Source organism: Bacillus sp. MC1252, from assembly GCF_056838025.1.
This window is the reverse complement of record NZ_CM166369.1, coordinates 2,460,450-2,484,704: the sequence shown is the minus strand read 5'-3', so window position 1 is coordinate 2,484,704 and position 24,255 is coordinate 2,460,450. Positions and strand designations below refer to the sequence as shown.

At 42.8% G+C, this 24,255-nt stretch carries 20 protein-coding genes and 1 other annotated feature (1 of these 21 cut by a window edge); of the genes, 19 read left to right on the top strand and 1 reads right to left on the bottom strand.

From position 1 onward, the window contains the following. Positions 1–31: a binding site (T-box leader), on the top strand (it extends 216 nt beyond the left edge of the window). 122 nt (positions 32–153) lie between these two features. The 13 genes from ilvB (at position 154) to yihA (ending at position 17,209) form a co-directional block, all read left to right on the top strand. After that, the gene (gene ilvB, locus ACYH0L_RS12770; RefSeq protein ID WP_256498865.1) at positions 154–1,878 is read left to right on the top strand and encodes an acetolactate synthase large subunit; all 1,725 of its coding nucleotides are present in this window, start codon (positions 154–156) and stop codon (positions 1,876–1,878) included. Then, complete coding sequence (gene ilvN, locus ACYH0L_RS12765) at positions 1,875–2,393, top strand: acetolactate synthase small subunit (RefSeq protein WP_034321175.1); 519 nt, start codon at positions 1,875–1,877, stop codon at positions 2,391–2,393. Before ilvB ends, ilvN begins: the two co-directional genes overlap by 4 nt. A gap of 18 nt (positions 2,394–2,411) precedes the next feature. Continuing rightward, positions 2,412–3,440: a ketol-acid reductoisomerase gene (ilvC, locus tag ACYH0L_RS12760; RefSeq protein ID WP_099726960.1), complete on the top strand. Its 1,029-nt coding sequence runs from the start codon at positions 2,412–2,414 to the stop codon at positions 3,438–3,440. Further along, a complete protein-coding gene (locus tag ACYH0L_RS12755; RefSeq protein WP_099726961.1) occupies positions 3,427–4,980 on the top strand; it encodes a 2-isopropylmalate synthase in 1,554 nt (517 codons plus the stop codon). Before ilvC ends, ACYH0L_RS12755 begins: the two co-directional genes overlap by 14 nt. A gap of 18 nt (positions 4,981–4,998) precedes the next feature. Then, positions 4,999–6,096 carry a 3-isopropylmalate dehydrogenase gene (gene leuB / locus ACYH0L_RS12750; RefSeq protein ID WP_099726962.1) on the top strand — a complete coding sequence of 366 codons (1,098 nt, stop codon included), beginning with the start codon at positions 4,999–5,001 and terminating at the stop codon, positions 6,094–6,096. A 41-nt stretch (positions 6,097–6,137) separates the two neighbouring features. Beyond that, entirely contained in the window at positions 6,138–7,553 is a 1,416-nt protein-coding gene (gene leuC / locus ACYH0L_RS12745; RefSeq protein WP_099726963.1) for a 3-isopropylmalate dehydratase large subunit, read from the top strand. 13 nt (positions 7,554–7,566) lie between these two features. Then, positions 7,567–8,166, top strand: a complete 600-nt coding sequence (gene leuD, locus ACYH0L_RS12740; RefSeq protein WP_099726964.1) for a 3-isopropylmalate dehydratase small subunit — start codon at positions 7,567–7,569, stop codon at positions 8,164–8,166. Positions 8,167–8,291: 125 nt separating this feature from the next. Then, positions 8,292–9,299: a DNA damage checkpoint antagonist DdcA gene (gene ddcA / locus ACYH0L_RS12735; protein ID WP_099726965.1), complete on the top strand. Its 1,008-nt coding sequence runs from the start codon at positions 8,292–8,294 to the stop codon at positions 9,297–9,299. Between the two features lie 240 nt (positions 9,300–9,539). After that, positions 9,540–10,814 (top strand): trigger factor, encoded by a 1,275-nt coding sequence (tig, locus tag ACYH0L_RS12730; RefSeq protein ID WP_256498861.1) that lies wholly within the window; start codon positions 9,540–9,542, stop codon positions 10,812–10,814. A 251-nt stretch (positions 10,815–11,065) separates the two neighbouring features. Continuing rightward, a complete protein-coding gene (clpX, locus tag ACYH0L_RS12725; RefSeq protein ID WP_256498860.1) occupies positions 11,066–12,331 on the top strand; it encodes an ATP-dependent protease ATP-binding subunit ClpX in 1,266 nt (421 codons plus the stop codon). A 136-nt stretch (positions 12,332–12,467) separates the two neighbouring features. Continuing rightward, complete coding sequence (lonB, locus tag ACYH0L_RS12720) at positions 12,468–14,129, top strand: ATP-dependent protease LonB (RefSeq protein WP_249704996.1); 1,662 nt, start codon at positions 12,468–12,470, stop codon at positions 14,127–14,129. A 171-nt stretch (positions 14,130–14,300) separates the two neighbouring features. Next, complete coding sequence (lon, locus tag ACYH0L_RS12715; RefSeq protein ID WP_099726969.1) at positions 14,301–16,625, top strand: endopeptidase La; 2,325 nt, start codon at positions 14,301–14,303, stop codon at positions 16,623–16,625. Then, positions 16,622–17,209, top strand: a complete 588-nt coding sequence (gene yihA / locus ACYH0L_RS12710; protein ID WP_099726970.1) for a ribosome biogenesis GTP-binding protein YihA/YsxC — start codon at positions 16,622–16,624, stop codon at positions 17,207–17,209. Before lon ends, yihA begins: the two co-directional genes overlap by 4 nt. Positions 17,210–17,252: 43 nt before the next feature. Here the strand turns inward: yihA and ACYH0L_RS12705 are convergent, their stop codons facing one another. After that, positions 17,253–17,738, bottom strand: coding sequence for a hypothetical protein (locus tag ACYH0L_RS12705; protein WP_256498856.1), 486 nt, complete (start codon positions 17,736–17,738; stop codon positions 17,253–17,255). 242 nt (positions 17,739–17,980) lie between these two features. Here ACYH0L_RS12705 and hemA point away from each other — a divergent pair, with 242 nt between their 5' ends. The 6 genes from hemA to hemL are packed head-to-tail and all read left to right on the top strand — an operon-like array spanning position 17,981 to position 24,235. Further along, entirely contained in the window at positions 17,981–19,348 is a 1,368-nt protein-coding gene (gene hemA / locus ACYH0L_RS12700) for a glutamyl-tRNA reductase (RefSeq protein WP_099727802.1), read from the top strand. Between the two features lie 7 nt (positions 19,349–19,355). After that, positions 19,356–20,186 (top strand): cytochrome c biogenesis protein, encoded by an 831-nt coding sequence (locus ACYH0L_RS12695; RefSeq protein WP_099727801.1) that lies wholly within the window; start codon positions 19,356–19,358, stop codon positions 20,184–20,186. A gap of 37 nt (positions 20,187–20,223) precedes the next feature. Continuing rightward, positions 20,224–21,159, top strand: a complete 936-nt coding sequence (hemC, locus tag ACYH0L_RS12690) for a hydroxymethylbilane synthase (RefSeq protein WP_249704997.1) — start codon at positions 20,224–20,226, stop codon at positions 21,157–21,159. Beyond that, complete coding sequence (locus tag ACYH0L_RS12685) at positions 21,156–21,947, top strand: uroporphyrinogen-III synthase (RefSeq protein WP_099727799.1); 792 nt, start codon at positions 21,156–21,158, stop codon at positions 21,945–21,947. Before hemC ends, ACYH0L_RS12685 begins: the two co-directional genes overlap by 4 nt. Next, positions 21,944–22,915 carry a porphobilinogen synthase gene (hemB, locus tag ACYH0L_RS12680; protein WP_099727798.1) on the top strand — a complete coding sequence of 324 codons (972 nt, stop codon included), beginning with the start codon at positions 21,944–21,946 and terminating at the stop codon, positions 22,913–22,915. The genes ACYH0L_RS12685 and hemB overlap by 4 nt, the downstream gene beginning before the upstream one ends. Before the next feature lie 27 nt (positions 22,916–22,942). Continuing rightward, positions 22,943–24,235, top strand: coding sequence for a glutamate-1-semialdehyde 2,1-aminomutase (gene hemL / locus ACYH0L_RS12675; protein WP_230030520.1), 1,293 nt, complete (start codon positions 22,943–22,945; stop codon positions 24,233–24,235). Positions 24,236–24,255 lie beyond the last annotated feature (20 nt).

Sequence of the window (24,255 nt, the reverse complement as noted above, 5' to 3'; positions counted from 1 at the left end):
CCGCGAAAAACAAAGCTTTTTCGCCCCTTTGACCTAGTGAAAAGTAGTGTCATTGTGGGGTGAGAAGGCTTTTTTATATGGTCTCAAATCTCGATCTTGAATAGAAAAGGGTGAAAGGACTTGACTGAAGCAAGACAAAGAGGAGGAAATCAAATGGGGACAAATGTACAAGTGGAGACGGAAACATCAAAAGCACCACAAACGATGAACGGTGCACTCATGTTAATTGAAGCACTCAAAAGAGAAAAAGTAGAAGTCATTTTTGGTTATCCTGGCGGAGCGGTTTTACCGATTTACGATAAAATTTACGATTCTGGTTTATTTCATGTCCTGCCAAGGCATGAGCAGGGAGCGATTCACGCAGCAGAAGGGTACGCAAGAATATCTGGTAAACCGGGTGTTGTCATTGCAACGTCAGGACCTGGTGCGACAAACCTTGTCACGGGAATTGCAGATGCGATGATTGATTCACTTCCTCTTGTTGTATTCACAGGGCAGGTGGCGACCTCAGTCATTGGCTCGGATGCTTTCCAAGAAGCGGATGTGCTCGGCATCACAATGCCAATCACAAAGCACAGCTACCAAGTAAGACGTCCAGAAGAGTTGCCAGGTGTCATTAAAGAGGCGTTCCATATCGCAACAACAGGCAGACCTGGTCCAGTCTTGATTGATATTCCAAAAGATGTTGCGGGCATTGAAGGAACGTTTGAATACGATCAGCCCATTGATTTACCTGGTTATCAGCCGAAAATCGAGCCGAACTATTTGCAAATTCGCAAATTGGTAGAAGCTGTGAGCAGAGCAAAGAAACCAGTCATTTTAGCAGGAGCTGGCGTTCTTCATGGGAAAGCGTCGGAAGAATTAAGGCAGTATGTAGAGCAACAGCAAATTCCGGTCGCTCATACACTGCTTGGTCTTGGCGGGTTCCCGGCAAAGCATCCTCTTTTCCTTGGGATGGCTGGCATGCATGGCACATATGCAGCGAACATGGCCCTTCATCAATGTGATCTGCTCATTTCAATTGGAGCTAGATTTGATGACAGGGTAACAGGCAACCTGAATCATTTTGCAAAACATGCGAAGGTCGCTCATATTGATATCGACCCTGCAGAAATTGGCAAGAACATTCACACCCATATCCCGGTTGTTGGAGACAGTAAGCTAGTGCTTGAAGAGCTGATCAAGCAGGACGGGAAGCAAGGGGAATCAGCCGAATGGAAAAACCAATTAGATCAGTGGAAGGAAGAATATCCACTCTGGTACGTCGAAAACGAAGCAGAAGGCTTTAAGCCTCAAAAGCTGATTGAATACATTCATCAATTCACAAAAGGTGAAGCCATTGTGGCAACTGATGTCGGGCAGCATCAAATGTGGGCGGCGCAGTTCTATCCATTTGAAAATGCAGATAAATGGGTCACATCTGGCGGGCTTGGCACGATGGGCTTCGGATTACCGGCAGCCATTGGCGCGCAGCTAGCTGATCAAGAGGCAACGGTTGTGGCCATTTTAGGAGACGGAGGTTTCCAAATGACCCTGCAAGAACTTGCCGTTATCCGTGAGCTGAACCTTCCAGTGAAAGTGATTGTTCTGAATAATCACAGCCTTGGAATGGTAAGACAATGGCAAGAAATTTTCTACGAAGAACGCTACTCGTATTCTAAATTTTCAGAGCAGCCAGACTTCGTTAAATTATCTGAAGCTTATGGCATTAAAGGAATCAGAATCTCATCAGACGAAGAGGCGAAAGAAAAGCTTGAAGAAGCGCTAACCTCTAGAGAGCCTGTTTTCATCGATGTCAATGTAGCGAGAGATGAAAAAGTATTCCCGATGGTTGCACCGGGGAAAGGACTTCATGAGATGGTGGGGGTGAAACCTTGAAAAGAATTATTGTGTTGACTGTATTAAATCGATCAGGCGTACTGAACCGAATCACTGGCCTTTTTACTAAACGACATTACAACATTGAAAGCATTACGGTCGGCCATTCTGAGATTCAAGATGTATCACGCATCACGTTCGTCGTCCATGTAGACCAAGAGAAAGACATCGAACAGCTGACAAAACAGCTGAACAAACAAATTGATGTCCTCAAAGTAACAGACATTACAAACCAATCAATCGTTCAGCGAGAGCTGGCTTTGATAAAAGTCGTATCTGCACCATCATCTAGAATGGAGATCACAGGGGTCATTGAACCGTTTAGAGCTTCTATTGTAGATGTAAGCAGAGAGAGTGTCGTCATTCAGGTGACAGGTGAGTCTTCAAAAATTGAAGCACTCATTGAATTACTTAAGCCATACGGCATTAAAGAAGTCGCCAGAACTGGCACCACGGCCTTTGCGAGAGATAATCAGCAAAAGCCGCAATCAAATAAAACAATTTCAATTGTCTAAACAAAAGGAGAGAGTCAAATGGTAAAAGTATATTATAACGGTGATATTCAAGAAAACGTATTAAATGGTCAAAAGGTTGCCATCATTGGTTACGGTTCACAAGGTCATGCACACGCACTGAACTTAAAAGAAAGCGGCGTAGACGTGATTGTTGGTGTGAGAAAAGGTGGTTCTTATACAAAAGCTCAAGAAGACGGTCATCAAGTGTTCACAGTAAAAGAAGCAGCAGCACAAGCAGATGTGGTGATGGTATTACTTCCAGACGAACAGCAAAAGAAAGTATATGACGAAGAAATTAAAGATCAATTAGAAGCTGGCAACTCACTTGTATTCGCACACGGATTTAACGTCCATTTCCATCAAATTGTTCCTCCAAGTGACGTAGACGTTTATCTTGTTGCACCAAAAGGTCCAGGGCATCTTGTGAGAAGAACATATGAGCAAGGCGCTGGTGTACCTGCACTATTTGCCATCTATCAAGATGTATCTGGTCAAGCGAAAGACAAAGCACTTGCTTATGCAAAAGCAATTGGCGGAGCAAGAGCAGGCGTACTTGAAACAACATTTAAAGAAGAAACGGAAACGGACCTATTCGGTGAGCAAGCAGTTCTTTGTGGAGGTCTTACTTCACTAGTGAAAGCAGGGTTCGAAACGTTAACAGAAGCGGGTTATCAGCCAGAGCTTGCATACTTCGAGTGTCTGCATGAACTAAAACTGATCGTTGACCTTATGTATGAAGAAGGACTAGAAGGCATGAGATATTCAATCTCTGATACAGCACAATGGGGTGACTTCGTATCAGGACCACGCGTTGTTGATGCAAAAGTAAAAGAATCAATGAAAGCAGTCTTGACCGACATCCAAAATGGAACATTTGCAAAAGAATGGATTGTTGAAAACCAAGTGAATCGTCCACGTTTCAATGCTATTAATGAAAGTGAAAGTGAGCATCAAATTGAAATCGTCGGAAGAAAGCTTCGTGAAATGATGCCTTTCGTCAAACAAGGAAAGAAAAAGGAAGCGGTGAGCGTCGGTGCGGAAAATTAATTTTTTTGACACAACACTTCGAGATGGAGAGCAATCACCAGGAGTGAACTTAAATGCACAAGAAAAGCTAATCATTGCAAAGCAGCTTGAGCGCCTTGGGGTTAATATCATTGAAGCGGGTTTTCCCGCTTCATCCCGAGGGGATTTCTTAGGTGTACAAGAAATTGCAAGAACAATCAAAAACTGTTCAGTTGCAGGGCTTGCACGTTGTGTGAAAGGTGATATTGATGCTGCATGGGAAGCATTAAAAGATGGGGCTCAACCAAGAATTCACGTCTTTATTGCGACTTCTGACATTCACCTGAAGCATAAACTAAAGAAAACACGTGAGGAAGTTGTAGAACAGGCTGTCTCAATGGTGAAATACGCAAAAGAACGCTTCCCGGTTGTCCAGTGGTCAGCAGAAGATGCGTGCCGTACAGATCTTGCTTTCTTAGCGGAAATTGTAGAGAAGGTCATTGACGCTGGGGCAAGTGTGATTAACTTACCTGATACAGTTGGATACCTAGCGCCAAAAGAGTACGGAAATATCTTTAAATACATGAAAGAACACGTTCCAAATATTGATCGCGTGAATTTGTCAGCACACTGTCATGATGACCTTGGCATGGCTGTGGCAAACTCACTTGCAGCAATCGAAAATGGAGCCGATCAAATTGAAACAGCAGTCAACGGTATCGGAGAGCGAGCTGGGAATGCCGCTTTAGAAGAAATTGCAGTAGCTCTTCATATTCGAAAAGACTTTTATCAGGTCGAATCAACAATTCAATTGAATGAAATTAAGCGTACAAGTGATGTAGTGAGCAAATACTCTGGAATGATTGTGCCGCGCAATAAAGCAGTCGTTGGAAACAACGCTTTTGCACATGAATCAGGTATTCACCAGGATGGTTTCCTCAAAGAAAAAACAACCTATGAAATTATTTCTCCAGAGCTTGTAGGCGTCACAACAGATGTGCTTGTCCTTGGAAAACACTCCGGAAGACATGCGTTTAAAGACCGCTTGAAAACACTAGGCTTTAAGCTAACTGAAGAAGAAATCAATAAGTTCTTCGAAACCTTCAAGAACTTAACAGAGAAGAAGAAAGAAATCACAGATGATGATTTGATTTCTATTATATTAGAAGAAAAAGTAGCAGACCGAAAAATTGGCTACGAATTTGAAAGCCTTCAAGTACATTATGGTACAGAACAAATGCCAACAGCAACGGTTTCTCTTAAAAATCAAGAAACGCAGGAAGTCATTCAAGAAGCAGCTACAGGTGCAGGCAGTGTAGAAGCTGTGTACAACACGCTTGAGCGCTGTATGGAGGAAAGAATTCATTTGCTAGACTACCGTATTCAATCAAATGGAAAAGGCAGAGACGCGCTAGCAGAAGTATATGTCACTGTTTCAATAGAAGGAAAAGAAACAGCAGGCCGAGGTGTGGCGCAAGATGTACTGGAAGCATCGGCTAAAGCTTACGTCAATGCAGTGAACAGGCATTTAATCTTTAAATCAAATTTGTTTGAAATTGAGAAACATCACGCGATCTCATAGGAAAGGAGGAAGGTCCTCATGAAAAAGAAAATTGCACTTTTGCCCGGCGATGGAATCGGACCGGAAGTCGTAGCATCAGCAGTCGCTGTCCTGCAAGAAACAGCGGCTCAATTTCAACACGAATTTGAATTCGAAACTGCGCTCATTGGCGGTATAGCGATAGATGAAAAAAATAATCCGCTCCCTAAGGAAACAGTAGATGTGTGCAAAAGCGCAGATGCGATTTTATTAGGAGCAGTTGGCGGACCAAAGTGGGATCAAAACCCGCCAGAACTTCGCCCGGAAAAAGGCTTGCTCGCCATTCGTAAACAGCTGGACTTATTTGCAAATATCCGTCCTGTCAAAGTGTTCGATAGCTTAAGCGAGGCGTCGCCGTTAAAACAAGATCATATTAGCGGAGTAGATTTCGTCATCGTTCGTGAATTAACAGGCGGCCTCTATTTTGGTGAACCAAGCGAGCGCTATACGGATGATGAAGGAAAAGAAGCTGCTGTTGATACACTCCTTTATACAAAGGAAGAGATTGTCCGTGTATTAAAAGAAGCGTTCGACATGGCCTTAACGAGACGGAAAAAAGTGACGTCTGTGGATAAAGCGAATGTTCTTGCTTCCAGTAAACTATGGCGGGATGCGGTAGAAGAAGTTGCATCCCAATATCCAGAAGTTGCATATGAGCACATGCTCGTTGATAATGCCGCCATGCAGCTGATTTATAAGCCCGCTCAATTTGATGTCATTGTGACAGAGAATATGTTTGGCGACATTTTAAGTGACGAGGCTTCTATGATTACTGGTTCACTCGGTATGCTGCCATCTGCTAGTCTATCAAGCACAGGCCTTCATTTATATGAGCCGATTCATGGTTCAGCACCCGATATTGCGGGGCAAAATGTCGCAAACCCTCTGGCAACCATTTTGTCAGCAGCCAGCTTGCTTAGAACATCCTTTGCATTAGAAGATGAAGCGGCTGCAATAGAAGAAGCCGTGGAAGCTGTTCTTGCCTCTGGCAAACGCACAAAGGATTTAGCAGCAAAAGAGGGAACATATCAAACGACTGACGATATCACCACAGCAGTTGTAGACGCACTGAAAAAACGTGCGAAAACAATTGTATAAATAGAAATCTTGTTGAATTAGGTAGAGGGAGGAAAAGGGTTATGCCTCGAACAATCATCGAAAAAATATGGGATCAGCATGTTGTCAAAAGCGGCGAGGGAAAACCAGACCTTTTGTATATTGATCTGCACTTGGTGCATGAAGTGACATCACCTCAAGCATTTGAAGGATTAAGACAAAAAGGACGCAAGGTGAGAAGACCTCAAAACACGTTTGCGACGATGGATCACAACATCCCGACTGTGAATCGATTTGTGATCAAAGATGAGATTGCTAAAAAGCAGGTGAGTGCTCTAGAGCGCAACTGTGCTGAATTTGGTGTCCGTCTAGCTGACCTTCACAGTGTAGACCAAGGAATTGTCCATGTCGTTGGACCAGAGCTTGGTTTGACACTTCCGGGGAAAACAATCGTTTGTGGAGATAGTCATACATCAACTCACGGCGCGTTTGGTGCACTTGCCTTTGGGATCGGTACAAGTGAGGTTGAACATGTACTTTCCACACAAACACTTTGGCAGCAGCGTCCGAAAACACTAGAAATTAGAGTAGACGGAAAGCTGCAAAAAGGGGTAACTGCCAAAGATGTCATTTTAGCAGTCATTGGTGCACACGGCGTGAAGTTCGGTTCAGGTTATGTCATTGAATACACTGGGGAAGTATTCAGAAACATGACGATGGATGAGCGGATGACCGTTTGTAATATGTCGATTGAAGCAGGCGCAAGAGCAGGATTGATTGCACCTGATGAAGTCACCTTTGAATATTGCCGCGGCCGCAAATATGCACCGCAGGGAGAAGACTTCGAAGCAGCCATTAAAGAATGGGAAGAACTTAAAACAGATCCGGGTGCAACCTATGATAAAACGATTGTTTTAGATGGGAATGAGATTTCACCAATGGTCACGTGGGGAATTAACCCAGGGATGGTGCTGCCTGTGGATGCATCGATCCCGGGACCTGAGGATTTTGCACAAGAAGATGATCAAAAAGAAGCGCTCAGAGCTTACGAGTACATGGGTGTTCATCCGCATCAGCGTATTGAAGACATTACGATCGAGCATGTCTTTATCGGCTCTTGTACGAACTCAAGAATGACTGATTTACGCCAAGCAGCTTCTATGATTGAAGGACAAAAAGTAGCTGATCATGTCAGAGCGATTGTGGTGCCTGGCTCTCAAAGTGTCAAACTGCAAGCAGAAGAAGAAGGTCTTCATGAAATTTTCCTTGAAGCAGGCTTTGAATGGAGAGAATCTGGCTGCAGTATGTGCCTCAGTATGAATAATGATGTGGTGCCAGAAGGCGAACGCTGCGCGTCCACGTCAAACCGTAACTTTGAGGGGCGTCAAGGGAAGGGTGCAAGAACCCATCTTGTCAGCCCGGCAATGGCTGCAATGGCTGCAATACATGGCCGATTTGTCGATGTCAGGAAGTTTAATCAAGAGAAAACAGTCGTGTAAGGAGTTGTCATAGATGGAGCCTTTAGTCACTCATAAAGGGAAAGCCGCTGTGCTTAACCGTATAAATGTAGATACAGATCAAATTATTCCGAAGCAATTTTTGAAAAGAATTGAACGAACAGGATATGGCCGGTTTGCCTTTTTCGACTGGCGGTATTTAGCCGATGGCAGCCCAAATCCTGATTTCGAGCTGAATCAGCCGATTTATGAAGGAGCATCCATTTTGATCGCAGGAGAAAACTTTGGCTGCGGATCATCAAGGGAACATGCCCCTTGGGCACTTGATGATTATGGTTTCAAAATTGTCATCGCACCATCATTCGCAGATATTTTTCATCAAAACTGCTTTAAAAATGGGATGCTTCCGATTCGTCTTGATTATGATGTGTGGAAAACATTCGCAGCATCATATGAGTACAAAGGGTATGAGATGACGGTTGATCTGGAAAAACAGCAGATTCAAGACCATGAAGGGAAAATGACCCCTTTTGAAGTAGACCCTCACTGGAGAGAAATGCTCCTGAATGGCTATGATGAGATTTCATTAACGTTATTATTAGAAGATGACATTCAGGCATTTGAAGAAAAGCGCAGCAGCTGGCTGCGTGCATAAACAACGAGAAGCCGTCCGACCGAGGTGTGACGGCTTCTTTTTTGCATGAAAACCTCTCGTTACTTGTGTTTACTAACCTTCGTTGGTAAACTGATAAAAAATATGCGCCCGAAAGGAACGTAAGCATGAAACATGACAAGAAGAAAGATAATGTCATTTTGTTTCCTGGTCTGAAAGAAAGACTGATTGAAAAAGGAATGGCAGCATTAAAAGATAAACAGTATCAAGAGGCGCTTCAGTTATTTTCAGAAGCGAAATCTTATGATGACGATGAAGAATCCGATATTCACCTCGGCATGGCGATTTGTTTTCTGGAGCTGGGTGAGCTGCAGGATGCAAAGCGTGTTTGTGAAAAGATGTTAAATGAAGGGTATGGACACTATTTCACCGTGCTTCAAGTGTATATGACCATCTTAATTCAGCTGAAAGAATACGAGGAAGTCAAACAGACGATTGAGGCTGTACTCGAGGAGAACCACCTTCCAGCAGAAAGCGCGGAGCATTTTTACAAGCTGCTCGAATTTAGCAGGAAGATGATTGAATCGCCTGAAGAGATCTTAGACGAAGACGAGAGTGATCGCGGTGAAATCAATATAGATGATATACTGGAGCGGCCAGAAGAGCAGGTGCAGTTCATCCATTCATTGAAAGACCGGAATATTACACCGCATATGGGTCTATTAAATACGATCTTACAAAAACCGGATGGAAACCCTTTGGTCAAATCCTTGATCCTGCAGCTTCTGTCAGATCATGATGTGGCAAAGCCGGTTCATGTGACGAAATTCGGTGATTCTTTAACACTTGTTCCTTCTGAGGCTGTAAAGCCAGAGCAGATGCCGCTTCTTCAGCAGGTCCTGCGTATGCTCGATGACACGCTCGGCAATGAGAACCCAACCCTTTATCAAGGCGTGGAGGAGTTATGGCGCCGGCACTTATTTGTGCTTTACCCATTTCTTCCTAAATACACAGATCCGAATCTTTGGGCTGCGGCTCTTCATAAAGTCGGCTATGAAATGCATGGGATTGAGATTGACCTCGAAGAATTGCATCTATTGTATGATTTTAATGAACGAGAGCTGAGAGAAGCTTGCACAATGCTGAAAGATATTGAAGAAATTTCTTATTTGTAATTTGTCGATTTAGTTGAAAGACGGACTTGTTATGTTATAATATAATGGTTGTATTTGTGCATATATAGTGCAGTTGTAAGATTCCAACGGTTGAAAGACGATATGTATAATCAAGTCAAATGTTGTATACATAATACCGCTTCTTTAGCAGAGTGCGTGGTTTTTGATTGGACGAAGTCTTTATGATGCTTTAGAATGTAACAACGCACAATCTGAATAGATTTTTGGAGGGAAACACACATGTCAGTAAAATGGGAAAAACAAGAAGGTAACGAAGGTGTCTTAACTGTAGAAGTTGACGCTGAAACATTTAACAAAGCACTTGATGATGCATTTAAGAAAGTGGTCAAGCAAGTATCTATTCCTGGATTCCGTAAAGGGAAAGTACCACGTGGTCTTTTCGAGCAGCGTTTTGGTGTAGAATCTCTTTATCAAGATGCATTAGATATTCTTCTTCCAGTTGAATATCCAAAAGCAATCGACGAAGCTGGTATCGAGCCAGTTGACCGCCCTGAAATCGATGTTGAGAAAATCGAAAAAGGCGAAAGCTTAATCTTCACTGCAAAAGTAACAGTGAAGCCTGAAGTGAAACTTGGTGACTACAAAGGTCTTAACGTAGAAAAAGACGATACAACTGTCACTGATGAAGATGTACAAGAAGAGCTAAAAGCACTTCAAAATCGTCAAGCTGAGCTTGTTGTCAAAGAAGAAGGCACAATCGAAAACGGCGATACAGTTGTTCTTGATTTCGAAGGATTCGTTGATGGAGAAGCATTCGAAGGCGGAAAAGCTGAGAACTACTCTCTTGAAATAGGTTCTGGTTCATTCATCCCTGGTTTCGAAGAGCAATTAGTTGGTCTTGAAGCTGGCGCTGAAAAAGACGTAGAAGTGACATTCCCAGAAGAATACCATGCTGAAGACCTTGCAGGTAAACCAGCTGTATTCAAAGTGAAAATTCATGAAATCAAAGCAAAAGAACTTCCAGCACTTGACGATGAGTTTGCTAAAGATGTTGATGAAGAAGTAGAAACTCTTGCTGAATTAACTGAAAAAACGAAGAAGCGTCTTGAAGAAGCAAAAGAAAACGAAGCAGAAGGAAAACTTCGTGAAGAGCTAGTAGCGAAAGCTTCTGAAAATGCGGAAGTTGACGTCCCACAAGCGATGGTTGACACAGAGCTAGACCGCATGATGAAAGAATTCGAACAACGTCTTCAAATGCAAGGGATGAACCTTGAGCTTTACTTCCAATTCTCTGGTCAAGATGAAGATGCGCTGAAAGAGCAAATGAAAGAAGATGCTGCTAAACGCGTGAAATCTAACCTAACACTTGAAGCAATTGCTGCTGCAGAAGACTTACAAGTGTCTGACGAAGAAGTGGAAGAAGAACTTTCAAAAATGGCTGAAGCATACAACATGCCAGTTGAAAATATCAAACAAGCGATTGGATCTACTGACGCAATGAAAGAAGATCTAAAAGTTCGCAAAGCAATTGATTTTCTTGTAGAAAACCGTTAATATGGTGCATAATAATAAAACAGGGCGCGAGTGACTCGTGCCTTGTTTTGTACAATTTTTGACTTATCATCGCTTCTTTTGGAAACGATAGTGTAAGTCGCATCTTTCTGTCATACATATCTCAATATGCAGTGTTAGAAACACATCATTACCGTCTTTTAGGAAAGTATGGTAAAATGCATACATACTGGACCCAGAAAGGTAGCTGACTGCTAGCTACAGGCAAGTGAAGAAGAATAAGGGGTGAAAGAATGTTTAAATTCAACGAGGAAAAAGGTCAATTAAAATGCTCGTTTTGCGGAAAAACGCAAGATCAAGTGCGTAAACTGGTCGCAGGACCTGGCGTATATATATGTGATGAATGTATCGAGCTTTGCACGGAAATAGTTGAAGAAGAGCTCGGCACTGAGGAAGAAGTTGAATTCAAGGATGTTCCGAAGCCTCATGAAATTCGGGAGATTCTTGATGAATATGTCATCGGACAAGAGAATGCGAAGAAATCCTTAGCTGTAGCGGTCTATAACCACTATAAACGGATCAATTCCAACAGCAAGATTGATGATGTTGAGCTTTCGAAAAGTAATATTTCTATGATTGGACCAACAGGAAGCGGTAAAACATTACTTGCTCAAACGCTTGCTCGTATTTTAAATGTTCCATTTGCGATTGCAGATGCAACATCATTAACTGAAGCAGGTTATGTTGGTGAAGACGTAGAGAATATTTTACTAAAGCTGATCCAAGCAGCGGATTATGATGTAGAAAAAGCGGAAAAAGGCATTATCTACATCGATGAGATCGATAAAGTAGCAAGAAAATCAGAAAACCCTTCTATCACTCGTGATGTATCTGGGGAAGGTGTACAGCAAGCCCTTTTGAAAATTCTTGAAGGAACAGTTGCTAGCGTACCGCCTCAAGGTGGACGTAAGCACCCTCATCAAGAATTCATTCAAATTGATACGACAAATATCCTCTTCATTTGTGGTGGAGCCTTTGACGGCATTGAGCAAATCATCAAACGCCGCCTAGGTCAAAAAGTCATTGGATTCGGTGCGGATAATAAAATCGAAGACCTTGAAAAAGAAGTCCTTCTATCAAAAGTACTGCCGGAAGACTTGCTTCGCTTCGGTTTAATTCCAGAATTCATCGGTCGTCTGCCGGTTATTGCAAGTCTCGAGCCGTTAGATGAAAAAGCACTTGTAGAAATCTTGACAAAGCCTAAAAATGCGCTAGTCAAGCAGTATACAAAAATGCTTGAGCTAGACGATGTGGAGCTTGAGTTTGAAGAAGATGCTCTCAGCGAGATTGCGAAAAAAGCAATTGAGCGTAAAACAGGAGCTCGTGGTCTTCGTTCCATCATTGAAGGCATCATGCTTGATGTGATGTTTGACCTTCCATCTCGTGATGATATTGAAAAATGTGTCATCACTGGTGAAACGGTTGCCGATGCTGAACCGCCGCGTCTTGTGTTAAAGGATGGCACAGTCGTTAATAAAGATACAAAAACATCTGCATAAGAGAAGTGATCACTCCTGAATCTTTTTGATTCAGGAGTTTTTTATTTATCGTGGAAGACGTGTTTATTCCGTCCAGCTCTAGGAAATACTAGCAGACAGAAACCATACATACGATAGATGAAGGAGGGAGCACCGATTGAGCTGGACAGGAATCGTACTATTCATACAGCTGTTCTTTGGTATCGTCATCGGGCTGTACTTTTGGAACTTACTGAGAAATCAGCGCACACAAAAGGTGACGATAGACAAAGAATCAAAGAAAGAAATGGAAGCACTCAGAAAGATGCGATCGATCAAATTGAGTGAACCTTTATCAGAGAGAGTCCGGCCAAAGGGTTTTCAAGATATTGTAGGGCAGGAAGACGGCATTCGTGCACTAAAAGCGGCACTATGCGGACCTAACCCTCAGCATGTCATCGTCTACGGACCGCCGGGTGTTGGAAAAACAGCCGCTGCCCGTCTAGTCATGGAAGAAGCGAAGCGTCATGCTGATTCTCCGTTTAAGAAAGATGCGGTGTTTGTAGAGCTTGATGCCACAACAGCGAGATTCGATGAACGAGGCATTGCAGACCCCTTAATTGGCTCCGTGCATGACCCGATTTACCAAGGGGCAGGGGCAATGGGACAAGCAGGCATTCCGCAGCCGAAACAAGGAGCAGTCACGCATGCTCATGGCGGGGTTCTGTTTATAGATGAGATTGGAGAACTGCATCCAATCCAAATGAATAAAATGCTGAAAGTGCTTGAGGATCGGAAAGTGTTTTTAGACAGTGCCTACTACAGTGAAGAAAATACCCAAATCCCAAATCACATTCATGATATTTTTCAAAATGGGCTGCCGGCTGATTTTAGATTGATTGGTGCCACCACAAGAACGCCGGACGAAATTCCACCAGCGATTAGATCAAGATGTTTGGAAATATTCTTTAAAGACCTTGATCAGCATGAGCTGAAAATCGTCGCTGCCAAGGCTGTCCAAAAAATTCAAAAGGAATTAAGTGAAGAAGGGCTAAGCCTGTTAACCTCCTATGTGAAAAATGGACGTGAAGCGGTCAATATGGTGCAGATAGCGGCTGGTATGGCTATCACTGAAAACCGAAAAGACATCACGATAGCTGATGTAGAATGGGTCATTCATTCAAGCCAGCTGACGCCAAGGTATGAACAAAAAGTACCGGAAAAGCCAAAAGTGGGGGTAGTAAATGGCCTTGCCGTTTATGGACCAAATAGCGGCGCCCTGCTTGAGATTGAAGTGAATATATGTAAGGCGCTGGAAAAAGGCAGTATCAACATTACAGGTATTGCAGAAGAGGAAAGCATTGGCAACCAGTCTAAATCCATCAGACGAAAAAGTATGGCCAAAGGCTCGGTTGAAAATGTATTAACAGTACTTAGAAACTTAGGCATACGCACAAATGAATATGATATCCATATTAATTTTCCAGGCGGTGCCCCTATCGATGGGCCGTCTGCTGGGATTGCGATGGCCACCGCGATTTTCTCAGCCATTCATCAAATCCCGATCGATCATCTAACCGCCATGACGGGTGAAATTGGATTGCAAGGTCAGGTGAAGCCGATCGGTGGAGTGATACCGAAAATTAAGGCAGCCAAACAAGCTGGTGCCAGAACAGTGATTATCCCTTATGATAACCAGCAGTCGATCTTAAAAGAGATTGAAGGGGTCACCATTGTGCCTGTGAAGCACTTCCAAGAGGTGCTGGATCAGTGTCTGGTCAACCCGCCAGACGAGAAGAAAGATGGACTAGAAGAAGAAATGAAAAGAAAATCTGTTTAATCCCCATCACATATGGGGATTTTTTAATGAAATAGATCTTTTTTTCTTTTTCAAGATAAAAAGAAAGGGTATACTACGATAAGATCATCATTTCTCAGGTCTTTTACATTGTACAAGACTGAAACAGGTATATTATAATGATTCATACTAGTGACGGAGGTGTCAATCAACATGGCAGATGAAATCAAAAAGAATGTTCCGCTCCTTCCATTGCGAGGTTTGCTTGTTTATCCAACAATGGTCTTGCATTTGGACGTTGGACGCGAGAAGTCTGTTCAAGCATTAGAACAGGCAATGATGAACGATCATATGATTTTTCTAGCAACGCAGCGGGAAATTTCAATAGACGAACCAGGTGAAGAAGAAATTTTCAAAGTCGGCACCTACACAAAAATTAAACAAATGCTGAAGCTGCCAAATGGAACGATTCGTGTACTCGTTGAAGGCTTAAATCGAGCACAGATCGAATCATATGTGGAGCTAGAGGACTATACGTCAGTCGATATTAAAGAATTGGCAGAAGAAGAATTAAAAGACGCAGAAGCAGAAGCACTCATGCGCACTTTGTTAGATCACTTTGATCAGTACATAAAAATTTCAAAAAAAATCTCAGCTGAAACATACGCAACGGTGACGGATATCGAGGAGCCGGGAAGAATGGCAGATATCGTCGCTTCTCACCTGCCGCTCAAATTAAAAGACAAGCAAGAAGTACTGGAAACAGTAGATGTCAAAAAACGGCTGAACCGGGTGATCAGCCTGATCCACAATGAAAAAGAAGTGCTGGAGATTGAAAAGAAAATCGGACAGCGTGTCAAACGTTCAATGGAACGAACGCAAAAAGAATATTATTTGCGTGAACAAATGAAAGCCATTCAAAAAGAGCTTGGAGACAAAGAAGGAAAAACAGGTGAAGTCAGTACATTAATGTCTAAAATCGAAGAATCCGGCATGCCGGATTCTGTTCGTGAGACTGCGTTAAAAGAACTGAATCGTTATGAAAAAATCCCTTCAAGCTCTGCTGAGAGCTCTGTGATTCGAAATTATATTGATTGGCTGATCAATCTTCCGTGGGGCATCTATACAGAAGATCGTCTAGACTTAAAGCTTGCAAGCCAAATTTTAGATGATGAGCACCATGGGCTGGAAAAAGTGAAAGAACGTGTGCTTGAATATCTTGCTGTACAGAAGCTGACAAATTCATTAAAAGGACCGATTCTTTGCTTGGCAGGACCTCCTGGAGTAGGGAAAACGTCACTTGCAAAATCCATTGCAAAGTCACTTGATCGAAAGTTTATCCGTATCTCTCTTGGCGGTGTACGTGATGAATCTGAGATTCGTGGACATAGAAGAACATATGTAGGTGCGATGCCGGGCCGTATCATCCGTGGTATGAGTAAGGCAGGCACCATGAATCCCGTGTTCCTTTTAGATGAAATTGATAAGATGTCCTCTGATTTTAGAGGGGACCCGTCATCTGCTATGCTTGAAGTGTTAGATCCAGAGCAAAATCATAACTTTAGCGATCACTATATTGAAGAGACATTTGATTTGTCTCAAGTGTTATTTATCGCCACAGCCAACAATTTAGCAACCATTCCAGGTCCACTTCGTGATAGAATGGAGATTATCACGATTGCAGGGTATACTGAGGTTGAAAAAGCAGAAATTGTGAAAGATCACCTTCTGCCGAAGCAGCTAAAGGAGCACGGATTAAAAAAAGGGAACTTACAGCTTCGTGAAGCAGCGATTTACGATATGATTCGCTATTACACTAGAGAAGCAGGAGTTCGCGGATTAGAGCGTCAGCTTGCGGCAATTTGCCGAAAAGCGGCAAGAGCGATTGTGGCTGAAGACCGCAAACGCATCACGGTGACGGAAAAGAACTTATCTGAATATCTCGGAAAAAGGCTTTACCGTTATGGTCAGGCTGAAACGACAGATCAAGTGGGCGTTGTCACAGGACTTGCGTATACTACAGTTGGTGGAGACACCTTATCCATTGAGGTATCACTCTCGCCAGGTAAAGGCAAGCTTTTGTTAACAGGTAAGCTTGGTGATGTCATGAGAGAATCTGCGCAGGCGGCATTCAGTTATATTCGTTCGAAAGCAGATGAACTGAACATTGATCCTCATTTTAATGAAAAGCATGATATTCATATCCATGTTCCAGAGGGTGCGGTTCCAAAGGACGGGCCATCAGCTGGTATTACCATTGCGACGGCTCTTGTATCAGCACTCACAGGACGTCCTGTGTCAAAAGAGGTTGGTATGACAGGAGAGATTACGTTAAGAGGAAGAGTGCTTCCGATTGGCGGATTAAAAGAAAAAGCATTAGGCGCACATCGCGCAGGGCTGAAAACCATTATTCTTCCGAAGGAAAACGAGAAGGATATTGATGATATTCCTGAAAGTGTGAGACAAGGACTAACCTTTATCCCAGTCTCACATTTAGATGAGGTGCTTGAGAAAGCGTTAGTAGGAGAGGGAAGATGAAAGTAACAAAATCAGATATCGTCATTAGTGCGGTGAAACCAGAGCAGTACCCAAGCGGGGGACTACCGGAAATCGCTCTTGCTGGACGATCAAATGTTGGGAAGTCCTCGTTCATTAACTCATTAATTAATCGTAAAAATTTAGCACGTACGTCTTCTAAACCAGGAAAGACCCAGACGCTTAATTTCTACATTATTAATGATATGCTCCATTTTGTGGATGTTCCGGGCTACGGCTTTGCCAAAGTATCAAAAACAGAGCGTGAAGCTTGGGGCAGAATGATCGAAACGTATATTACGATGCGTGAAGAATTAAAAGCAGTCGTCCAAATTGTGGATCTGCGTCATAAGCCATCAGCAGAAGATGTGAACATGTATGAATTCCTTAAATATTATGGAGTTCCTGTGATCATCATTGCGACAAAGGCGGATAAAATTCCAAAAGGCAAATGGGAAAAACATGCGAAAGTCGTCAAACAGACGCTCGACATTGACCCATCAGATGAATTAATTTTATTCTCTTCTGAAACGAAAAAGGGAAAAGATGAAGCTTGGAATGCGATCCTTGCAAAGATTAACAGCTAAAAGAAGGCATCTGCACATAGCAGATGCCTTTTTATTGTATAAGTTATTTCCTTTTTAAAAATAATAAGAGGAGACTGACAGCAATCAGTACATAGGGCCAGTACAATTCAAAGCCGGAAGTAGGGATAGAGAGTGAGCTAAGCTGTTTTGTAATTTGCTGAAAGAAATAAAGAAACAGACCGAGTGCAATTAAAGCAGCACTTTCTATACGGTATTCCTTTTTCTGAGATGATTTCATCAAAAGCGCAAGGCCGACGATGAACACAATCATCGTAAATGTGTCTGGCCAATGGTCCAATTTCGGCTGAAGGATAAAGTGTAGCGCAAGGCCTGTCATGAGCATACCGATAAACACATGAGAGGTTTCCTGCTCCTTCTTTCCTTGATATAAGAAAGCAAGGCCAAAAAGCAGTACAAGTGTATACCATTTCTCCTGATCCTTCCAAATGTCAAATTGACCTCCTGAGAGAATGGCATATAGCGCTACAGCCAGCAAAGTGAGCGGCAGCAAAATGGATTTCTTCTTCAAAGATGTCACCTTCTTTTAAGCAGATCATTTGTCCGCACGCGCCAAATCTGGTAAATTGCTTGAAGTGATGATATGGCATAATCGATGTCGAACATTTTTCTACTATATCACAACATTTTTGAAATCTGTTCACAATTTTTATCCAGTTAAAAATGAATATATGTTATAATCATTATAAATAATAAATTCTATATTATAATTATTATAAATTAGACAGGGCGTTGGGGGTGCAAGCTGAAGTTATGCATATTCTTGTTGTGGGTTTAGATTATAAAACAGCCCCTGTTGAGATACGGGAACAGCTGAGCTTTGAACCGAGCGAGCTCGGAGCAGCGATGTCCAAGCTTAAAGAAGAAAAAAGCATTCTAGAGAATATCGTCATCTCAACATGTAATCGAACAGAGATCTACGCAGTTGTAGATCAGCTTCATACTGGTCGGTTTTATATAAAAAGATTTTTAGCAGATTGGTTCGGTTTAGAAAAAGAGGATGTCTCTCCATATTTGAAGTTTTATGAAAACGATGGAGCGGTTGAGCATTTATTCCGTGTGGCCTGTGGACTTGATTCCATGGTGATTGGTGAAACACAAATACTCGGTCAAGTGCGCTCCAGCTTTAAAACAGCTCAAGAGGAGAAGACGATTGGTACCGTTTTCAATTATTTATTTAAGCAGGCGGTCACCGTTGCAAAACGCTCTCATGCGGAAACAGATATTGCGTCTAATGCTGTGTCTGTCAGCTATGCAGCTGTCGAGCTTGCCAAAAAAATCTTTGGACGTCTTTCTGATAAGCATGTCCTTATTCTTGGTGCGGGTAAAATGGGCGAGCTTGCAGCACAAAACCTTCAAGGCCAAGGAATTGGTCAGGTGACGGTCATTAATCGAACGTATGAGAAGGCAAAAGAATTGGCCGGACGTTTTTCAGGAGAGCCTAAAAGCTTAAACCAATTAGAAAAAGCATTATCTGAAGCGGACATTGTGATTAGCTCGACTGGTGCTAAACAATTTGTGATTACAAAAGAAATGGTCGAAGGTGCGAATAAAAAGCGGAAAGGCAGACCTCTATTCATGGTGGATATTGCAGTACCGCGTGATTTAGATCCAGCCATTTCTGAAGTAGAAGGTGCTTTTTTGTATGACATTGATGACCTTGAGGGCATTGTGGCAGCCAACCTAAAAGAGCGCCGTGCAGTGGCTGAAGAGGTGGAACTCCTAATTGAAGCTGAAATTGTGGAATTTAAGCAATGGCTTAATACACTTGGTGTTGTTCCTGTCATTTCTGCTCTAAGAGAAAAGGCGCTCACGATTCAAGCGGATACGATGCAAAGCATTGAACGAAAGCTTCCAAACCTCACACACCGTGAAATGAAGCTGTTAAATAAACATACGAAAAGCATCATCAATCAAATGCTGAAAGATCCTATTTTAAAGGCAAAAGAAATTGCCGGGGAGCCGAATGCAGAAGAAAAACTTTTACTCTTTAAAGAAATCTTTGATTTACAGGTTGAAGATGAAGAGCAAAAGGAAGAGCCTGTACAGGTAGAGCAAGGGTCATTTCAGCTGTTCAAACCAAATATGGCACAAGGCTTTGCTACAGTTGCCAGTGAGTGATTAAGCGATGATGGAACCCATTGTAGCGAGACTCAACGAAGCGACGATCTTGATCTATGCACTCAGTGTCTTGTTCTATTTCATAGATTTTCTTCAACACAACCGGAAGGCTGGAAAAATGGCTTTCTGGTTGCTTTCTATTGTCTGGCTGCTGCAAACAGTCTACATGTTCTATATTATGATGGAAACAGACCGATTCCCTGTGTTGAATGTAGCAGAGGGGTTATATTTTTATACGTGGGTGCTTGTGACACTTTCACTCGTTCTCACAAAAGTATTGCGCGTTGAGTTTATTGTCTTTTTTACAAATGTAATTGGTTTTTCCATGATGGCGATTCACACCTTTACACCATCTGATCTCCATTCGGCGGAACTGGCGGGGAAGCTGACGAGTGAACTGCTCGTGATTCATATTACGATGGCCATTTTATCATACGGTGCCTTTTCTCTTTCATTTGCTTTTTCGCTTCTCTATCTCTTTCAATATCGTTTGCTAAAAAAGAAAAAATGGGGAAAATGGCTTTTGAGAATTGAAGACTTATCCAAGCTTGATCATATGGCGTATGTCTTAAATATTATTGGTGTGCCAATGCTTTTGCTTAGTTTAATTCTCGGCATTATTTGGGCATATATTTCGTATGATACGTTGTACTGGACAGATGCAAAGGTGCTTGGTTCGTTTATTATGCTGTTTTTATACGGCTTTTACTTATATATCAGATTGGTGAGAAATATGCAGGGCAAAATCGTGGCACGTTGGAATGTCGCTTCATTTCTTGTGCTGATGATCAATTATTTTCTGCTTGGTAGCTTATCAACCTTTCATTGGTTTCAATAATGATGAGTCTTAAGGGCATTGTCGGGAGGAAGACGTAATGCGTACAATTAAAGTAGGTTCTAGACGAAGCAAACTTGCGATTACACAAACAAAATGGGTCATTCAAAAGCTGTCTGAGCTAAACCCTTCTTATTCTTTTGAAATTAAAGAAATTGTAACGAAGGGTGATCAAATTTTAGATGTGACCTTATCAAAGGTTGGCGGAAAAGGGCTATTTGTCAAAGAGATTGAACAGGCGATGCTGAACCATGACATTGACATGGCGGTGCACAGCATGAAAGATATGCCGGCTTCTCTTCCGGAAGGTTTAGTCATCGGCTGTATTCCTGAGCGTGAGGATGTGCGGGATGCACTGATTTCAAAGGATCATCTCCGCCTTCATGAACTGCCAAAGGGAGCCATTGTGGGAACGAGCAGCTTACGGCGCAGTGCCCAGCTTCTTCAGGAGAGACCAGATCTTGAGATTAAATGGATTCGAGGAAACATTGACACAAGACTTGAGAAACTGAAAAATGAAGAATATGATGCCATTATTCTAGCTGCTGCCGGCCTGTCCAGAATGGGATGGAGCAAAGAGGTCGTGTCGGAATTTTTATCTCCTGATACTTGCCTGCCTGCCGTTGGACAAGGCGCGCTCTCGATTGAATGCCGCGGAGATGATGAAGAGCTATTGCAGCTCCTTGCTCAATTTACGAATGAATATACGAAGAAAACGGTCCTCGCTGAAAGAGCCTTCCTCAAACAAATGGATGGAAGCTGTCAGGTGCCGATCGCTGGCTATGCAACGATGAATGAGCATGATGAAATTGAACTGACGGGTCTTGTGGCATCTGCTGACGGGCACACGATTATTCAAGAAACCGTAACAGGCACTGACCCTGAGGCAATTGGTACAGCGTGCGCGAAGCAGATGGCTGATAAGGGAGCAAAGGATTTGATCGACAAGGTGAAAAAGGATCTGTCTTCCCAATGACGATAGCCAAATCGCTTTACGGACAGACGGTGCTTGTCACTCGAAATGAACGTCAAGCGGGTGTGTTTCAGCAGAAAATTGAAGCACTGAACGGTCATGCAGTTTTAACCTCTCTTATCAGGTTTGAGCCTACGCTCACACAAGAAAAAGCGAAGGCATTTTTAAAAGACTTAGAAGCAAGCCATTGGCTTGTTTTCACGAGTGTAAATGGTGCGTCTTTTTTTCTTAGTTATATAGAGGAGCATCATTTACATAAGAGCTTATCCCACTTGAAAGTAGCTGCTGTAGGTGAGAAAACATCTGCCTATCTTGAGCAGCATGGCTTCAAGGTTGATGTGGTCCCAGAACGATTTATAGCGGAAGAGCTGGCAGATGCCTTACTTGACCATGTGCTCCCGGGAGAGCGTGTATTTGTAGCAAAAGGCCACCTGTCACGAGATGTGGTGAAGCAAACCCTCGTTCCGCTTGGCTTAGAAGTAAAGGAATGGATTTTATATGAAACAGTCAAGGATGAGGAGGGAATTGCCGCCCTCAAATCGGCAATGATGGAGCAATCATTTGATTTTATTACATTTACGAGCTCATCCACTGTTCATTCATTTATGCATGCCATGGAGGCAGATGTAGCGAAGTTAGCTGCATCTGACACTTGTTTTGTGACGATAGGTCCTCTTACAAAAGAGGCACTGCTTCAATACGGGATTTCATCAGAAACCCCAGATATTTATACGATAGACGGGATGCTGGATTTGATGTGCCATCTATCTGAAAGGAAGTTGAACCAATGATGAAATTTAATAGACACCGCAGATTGCGTACAAGCGCAGGAATGAGAGAACTAGTCAGAGAAACTTTTTTAAGACCATCTGATTTCATTTATCCGATCTTTTTTGTTGAGGGAGAAAATGTCCGGAAAGAAGTGCCTTCAATGCCGGGGGTATATCACATTTCGGTGGATCTTGTGAAAGAAGAAGTGCAAGAGCTTGTGGATCTTGGCATTCAATCCATCATTGTATTTGGTGTACCAGATCATAAAGATCATGTGGGCAGTGAGGCGTATCACGATCATGGCATTGTTCAAAGAGCAACGCTTGAGATCAAAAAGCATTTCCCTGAGCTTGTTGTCATTGCAGATACTTGCTTATGCCAATATACAGATCATGGACATTGTGGAATCGTTGAAGATGGCGAAATTTTAAATGATGAATCTCTTCAGCTTTTAGCAAAAACAGCTGTTAGCCAAGCGCGTGCAGGTGCAGATATCATCGCTCCTTCAAACATGATGGATGGCTTTGTTATCGCAATCCGTGAGGCACTTGATGAAGCTGGCTTTATTCATGTGCCTGTGATGTCATATGCCGTGAAATACGCAAGTGCTTTTTACGGTCCGTTTCGTGATGCAGCGCATAGTACACCGCAGTTTGGAGATCGTAAAACGTATCAAATGGACCCTGCAAACCGTTTAGAGGCACTGAGAGAAGCGCAATCTGACGTCGAAGAGGGGGCTGACTTCCTGATTGTCAAACCATCTCTTTCTTATTTAGATATTATGCGTGATGTGAAAAATGAATGTACACTCCCTGTTGTCGCTTACAATGTGAGCGGAGAGTATGCAATGGTTAAAGCCGCAGCTCAAAATGGCTGGATTTCTGAAAAAGAGCTTGTACTTGAAATGCTGACAAGCATGAAACGTGCAGGAGCAGAGTTAATCATTACGTATCATGCAAAAGATGCGGCAAAATGGCTCTCAGAATAAAGAACGGATAGACAGGAGGACGTTGAAATGGGACGTAGCTATGAAAAATCTAAGCAAGCATTTGAAGAAGCGCAGCATTTAATGCCTGGTGGTGTCAACAGCCCTGTACGTGCATTTAAATCCGTCAACACAGACCCGATTTTTATGGAGCGAGGTAAAGGCGCAAAGATATACGATATTGATGGAAATGAATACATTGATTATGTCTTATCATGGGGACCGCTCATTTTAGGACATACGAATGACCGTGTGGTTGAAAGCATTCAGCGAGTAGCTGAACAAGGTACAAGCTTCGGTGCTTCTACTTTAGTTGAAAATGAGTTAGCTAAGCTTGTATCAGAACGAGTTCCTTCCATTGAGGTTATTCGGATGGTCAGCTCTGGAACAGAAGCGACAATGAGTGCACTTCGTCTAGCACGCGGCTTTACAGGCAGAAATAAAATTGTGAAATTTGAAGGCTGCTATCATGGCCACGGTGATTCTTTGCTCATTAAAGCTGGTTCGGGTGTGGCAACGCTTGGACTTCCAGATAGCCCTGGTGTCCCTGAAGGTACGGCAAGCAATACGATCACCGTTCCATACAATGATTTAGAAAGCATCAAAGTCGCTTTTCAAGAATTTGGAGACGACATTGCAGGTGTCATTGTAGAACCAGTTGCAGGAAATATGGGCGTTGTCCCTCCGCAAGAAGGTTTCTTGCAAGGATTGAGAGACATCACGGAGCAATATGGCTCTTTACTCATTTTTGATGAGGTCATGACAGGCTTCCGTGTGGATTATCACTGCGCGCAAGGCTATTTTGGCATTACGCCTGACCTTACATGCCTTGGCAAAGTAATCGGAGGCGGTCTCCCGGTCGGCGCTTATGGCGGAAGAGCGGACATTATGAGACAAATTGCGCCAAGCGGTCCGATTTATCAAGCAGGAACGTTATCTGGTAACCCGCTTGCGATGACAGCAGGCCTTGAAACATTAAAACAGCTGACACCTGAGTCTTATGAAGAGTTTAGACGCAAAGGAGATCGTTTGGAAGAAGGAATTTCGAAAGCGGCGAAAGCACATGGGATTCCATTAACATTTAACCGTGCAGGTTCCATGATCGGATTCTTCTTTACGAACGAACAAGTCGTAAATTATGATACAGCGAAAACAGCTGATCTCGCTTTATTCGCTGAATTCTACAAGGAAATGGCTGACCACGGCATCTTCCTTCCACCTTCTCAATTCGAAGGGCTGTTCCTATCAACTGCTCATACTGATCAAGACATCGAATATACGATTGAGACAGTGGAAAAGGTTTTTCAAAAACTACGTCGATAAACAAGAGCCGATATGGAGAC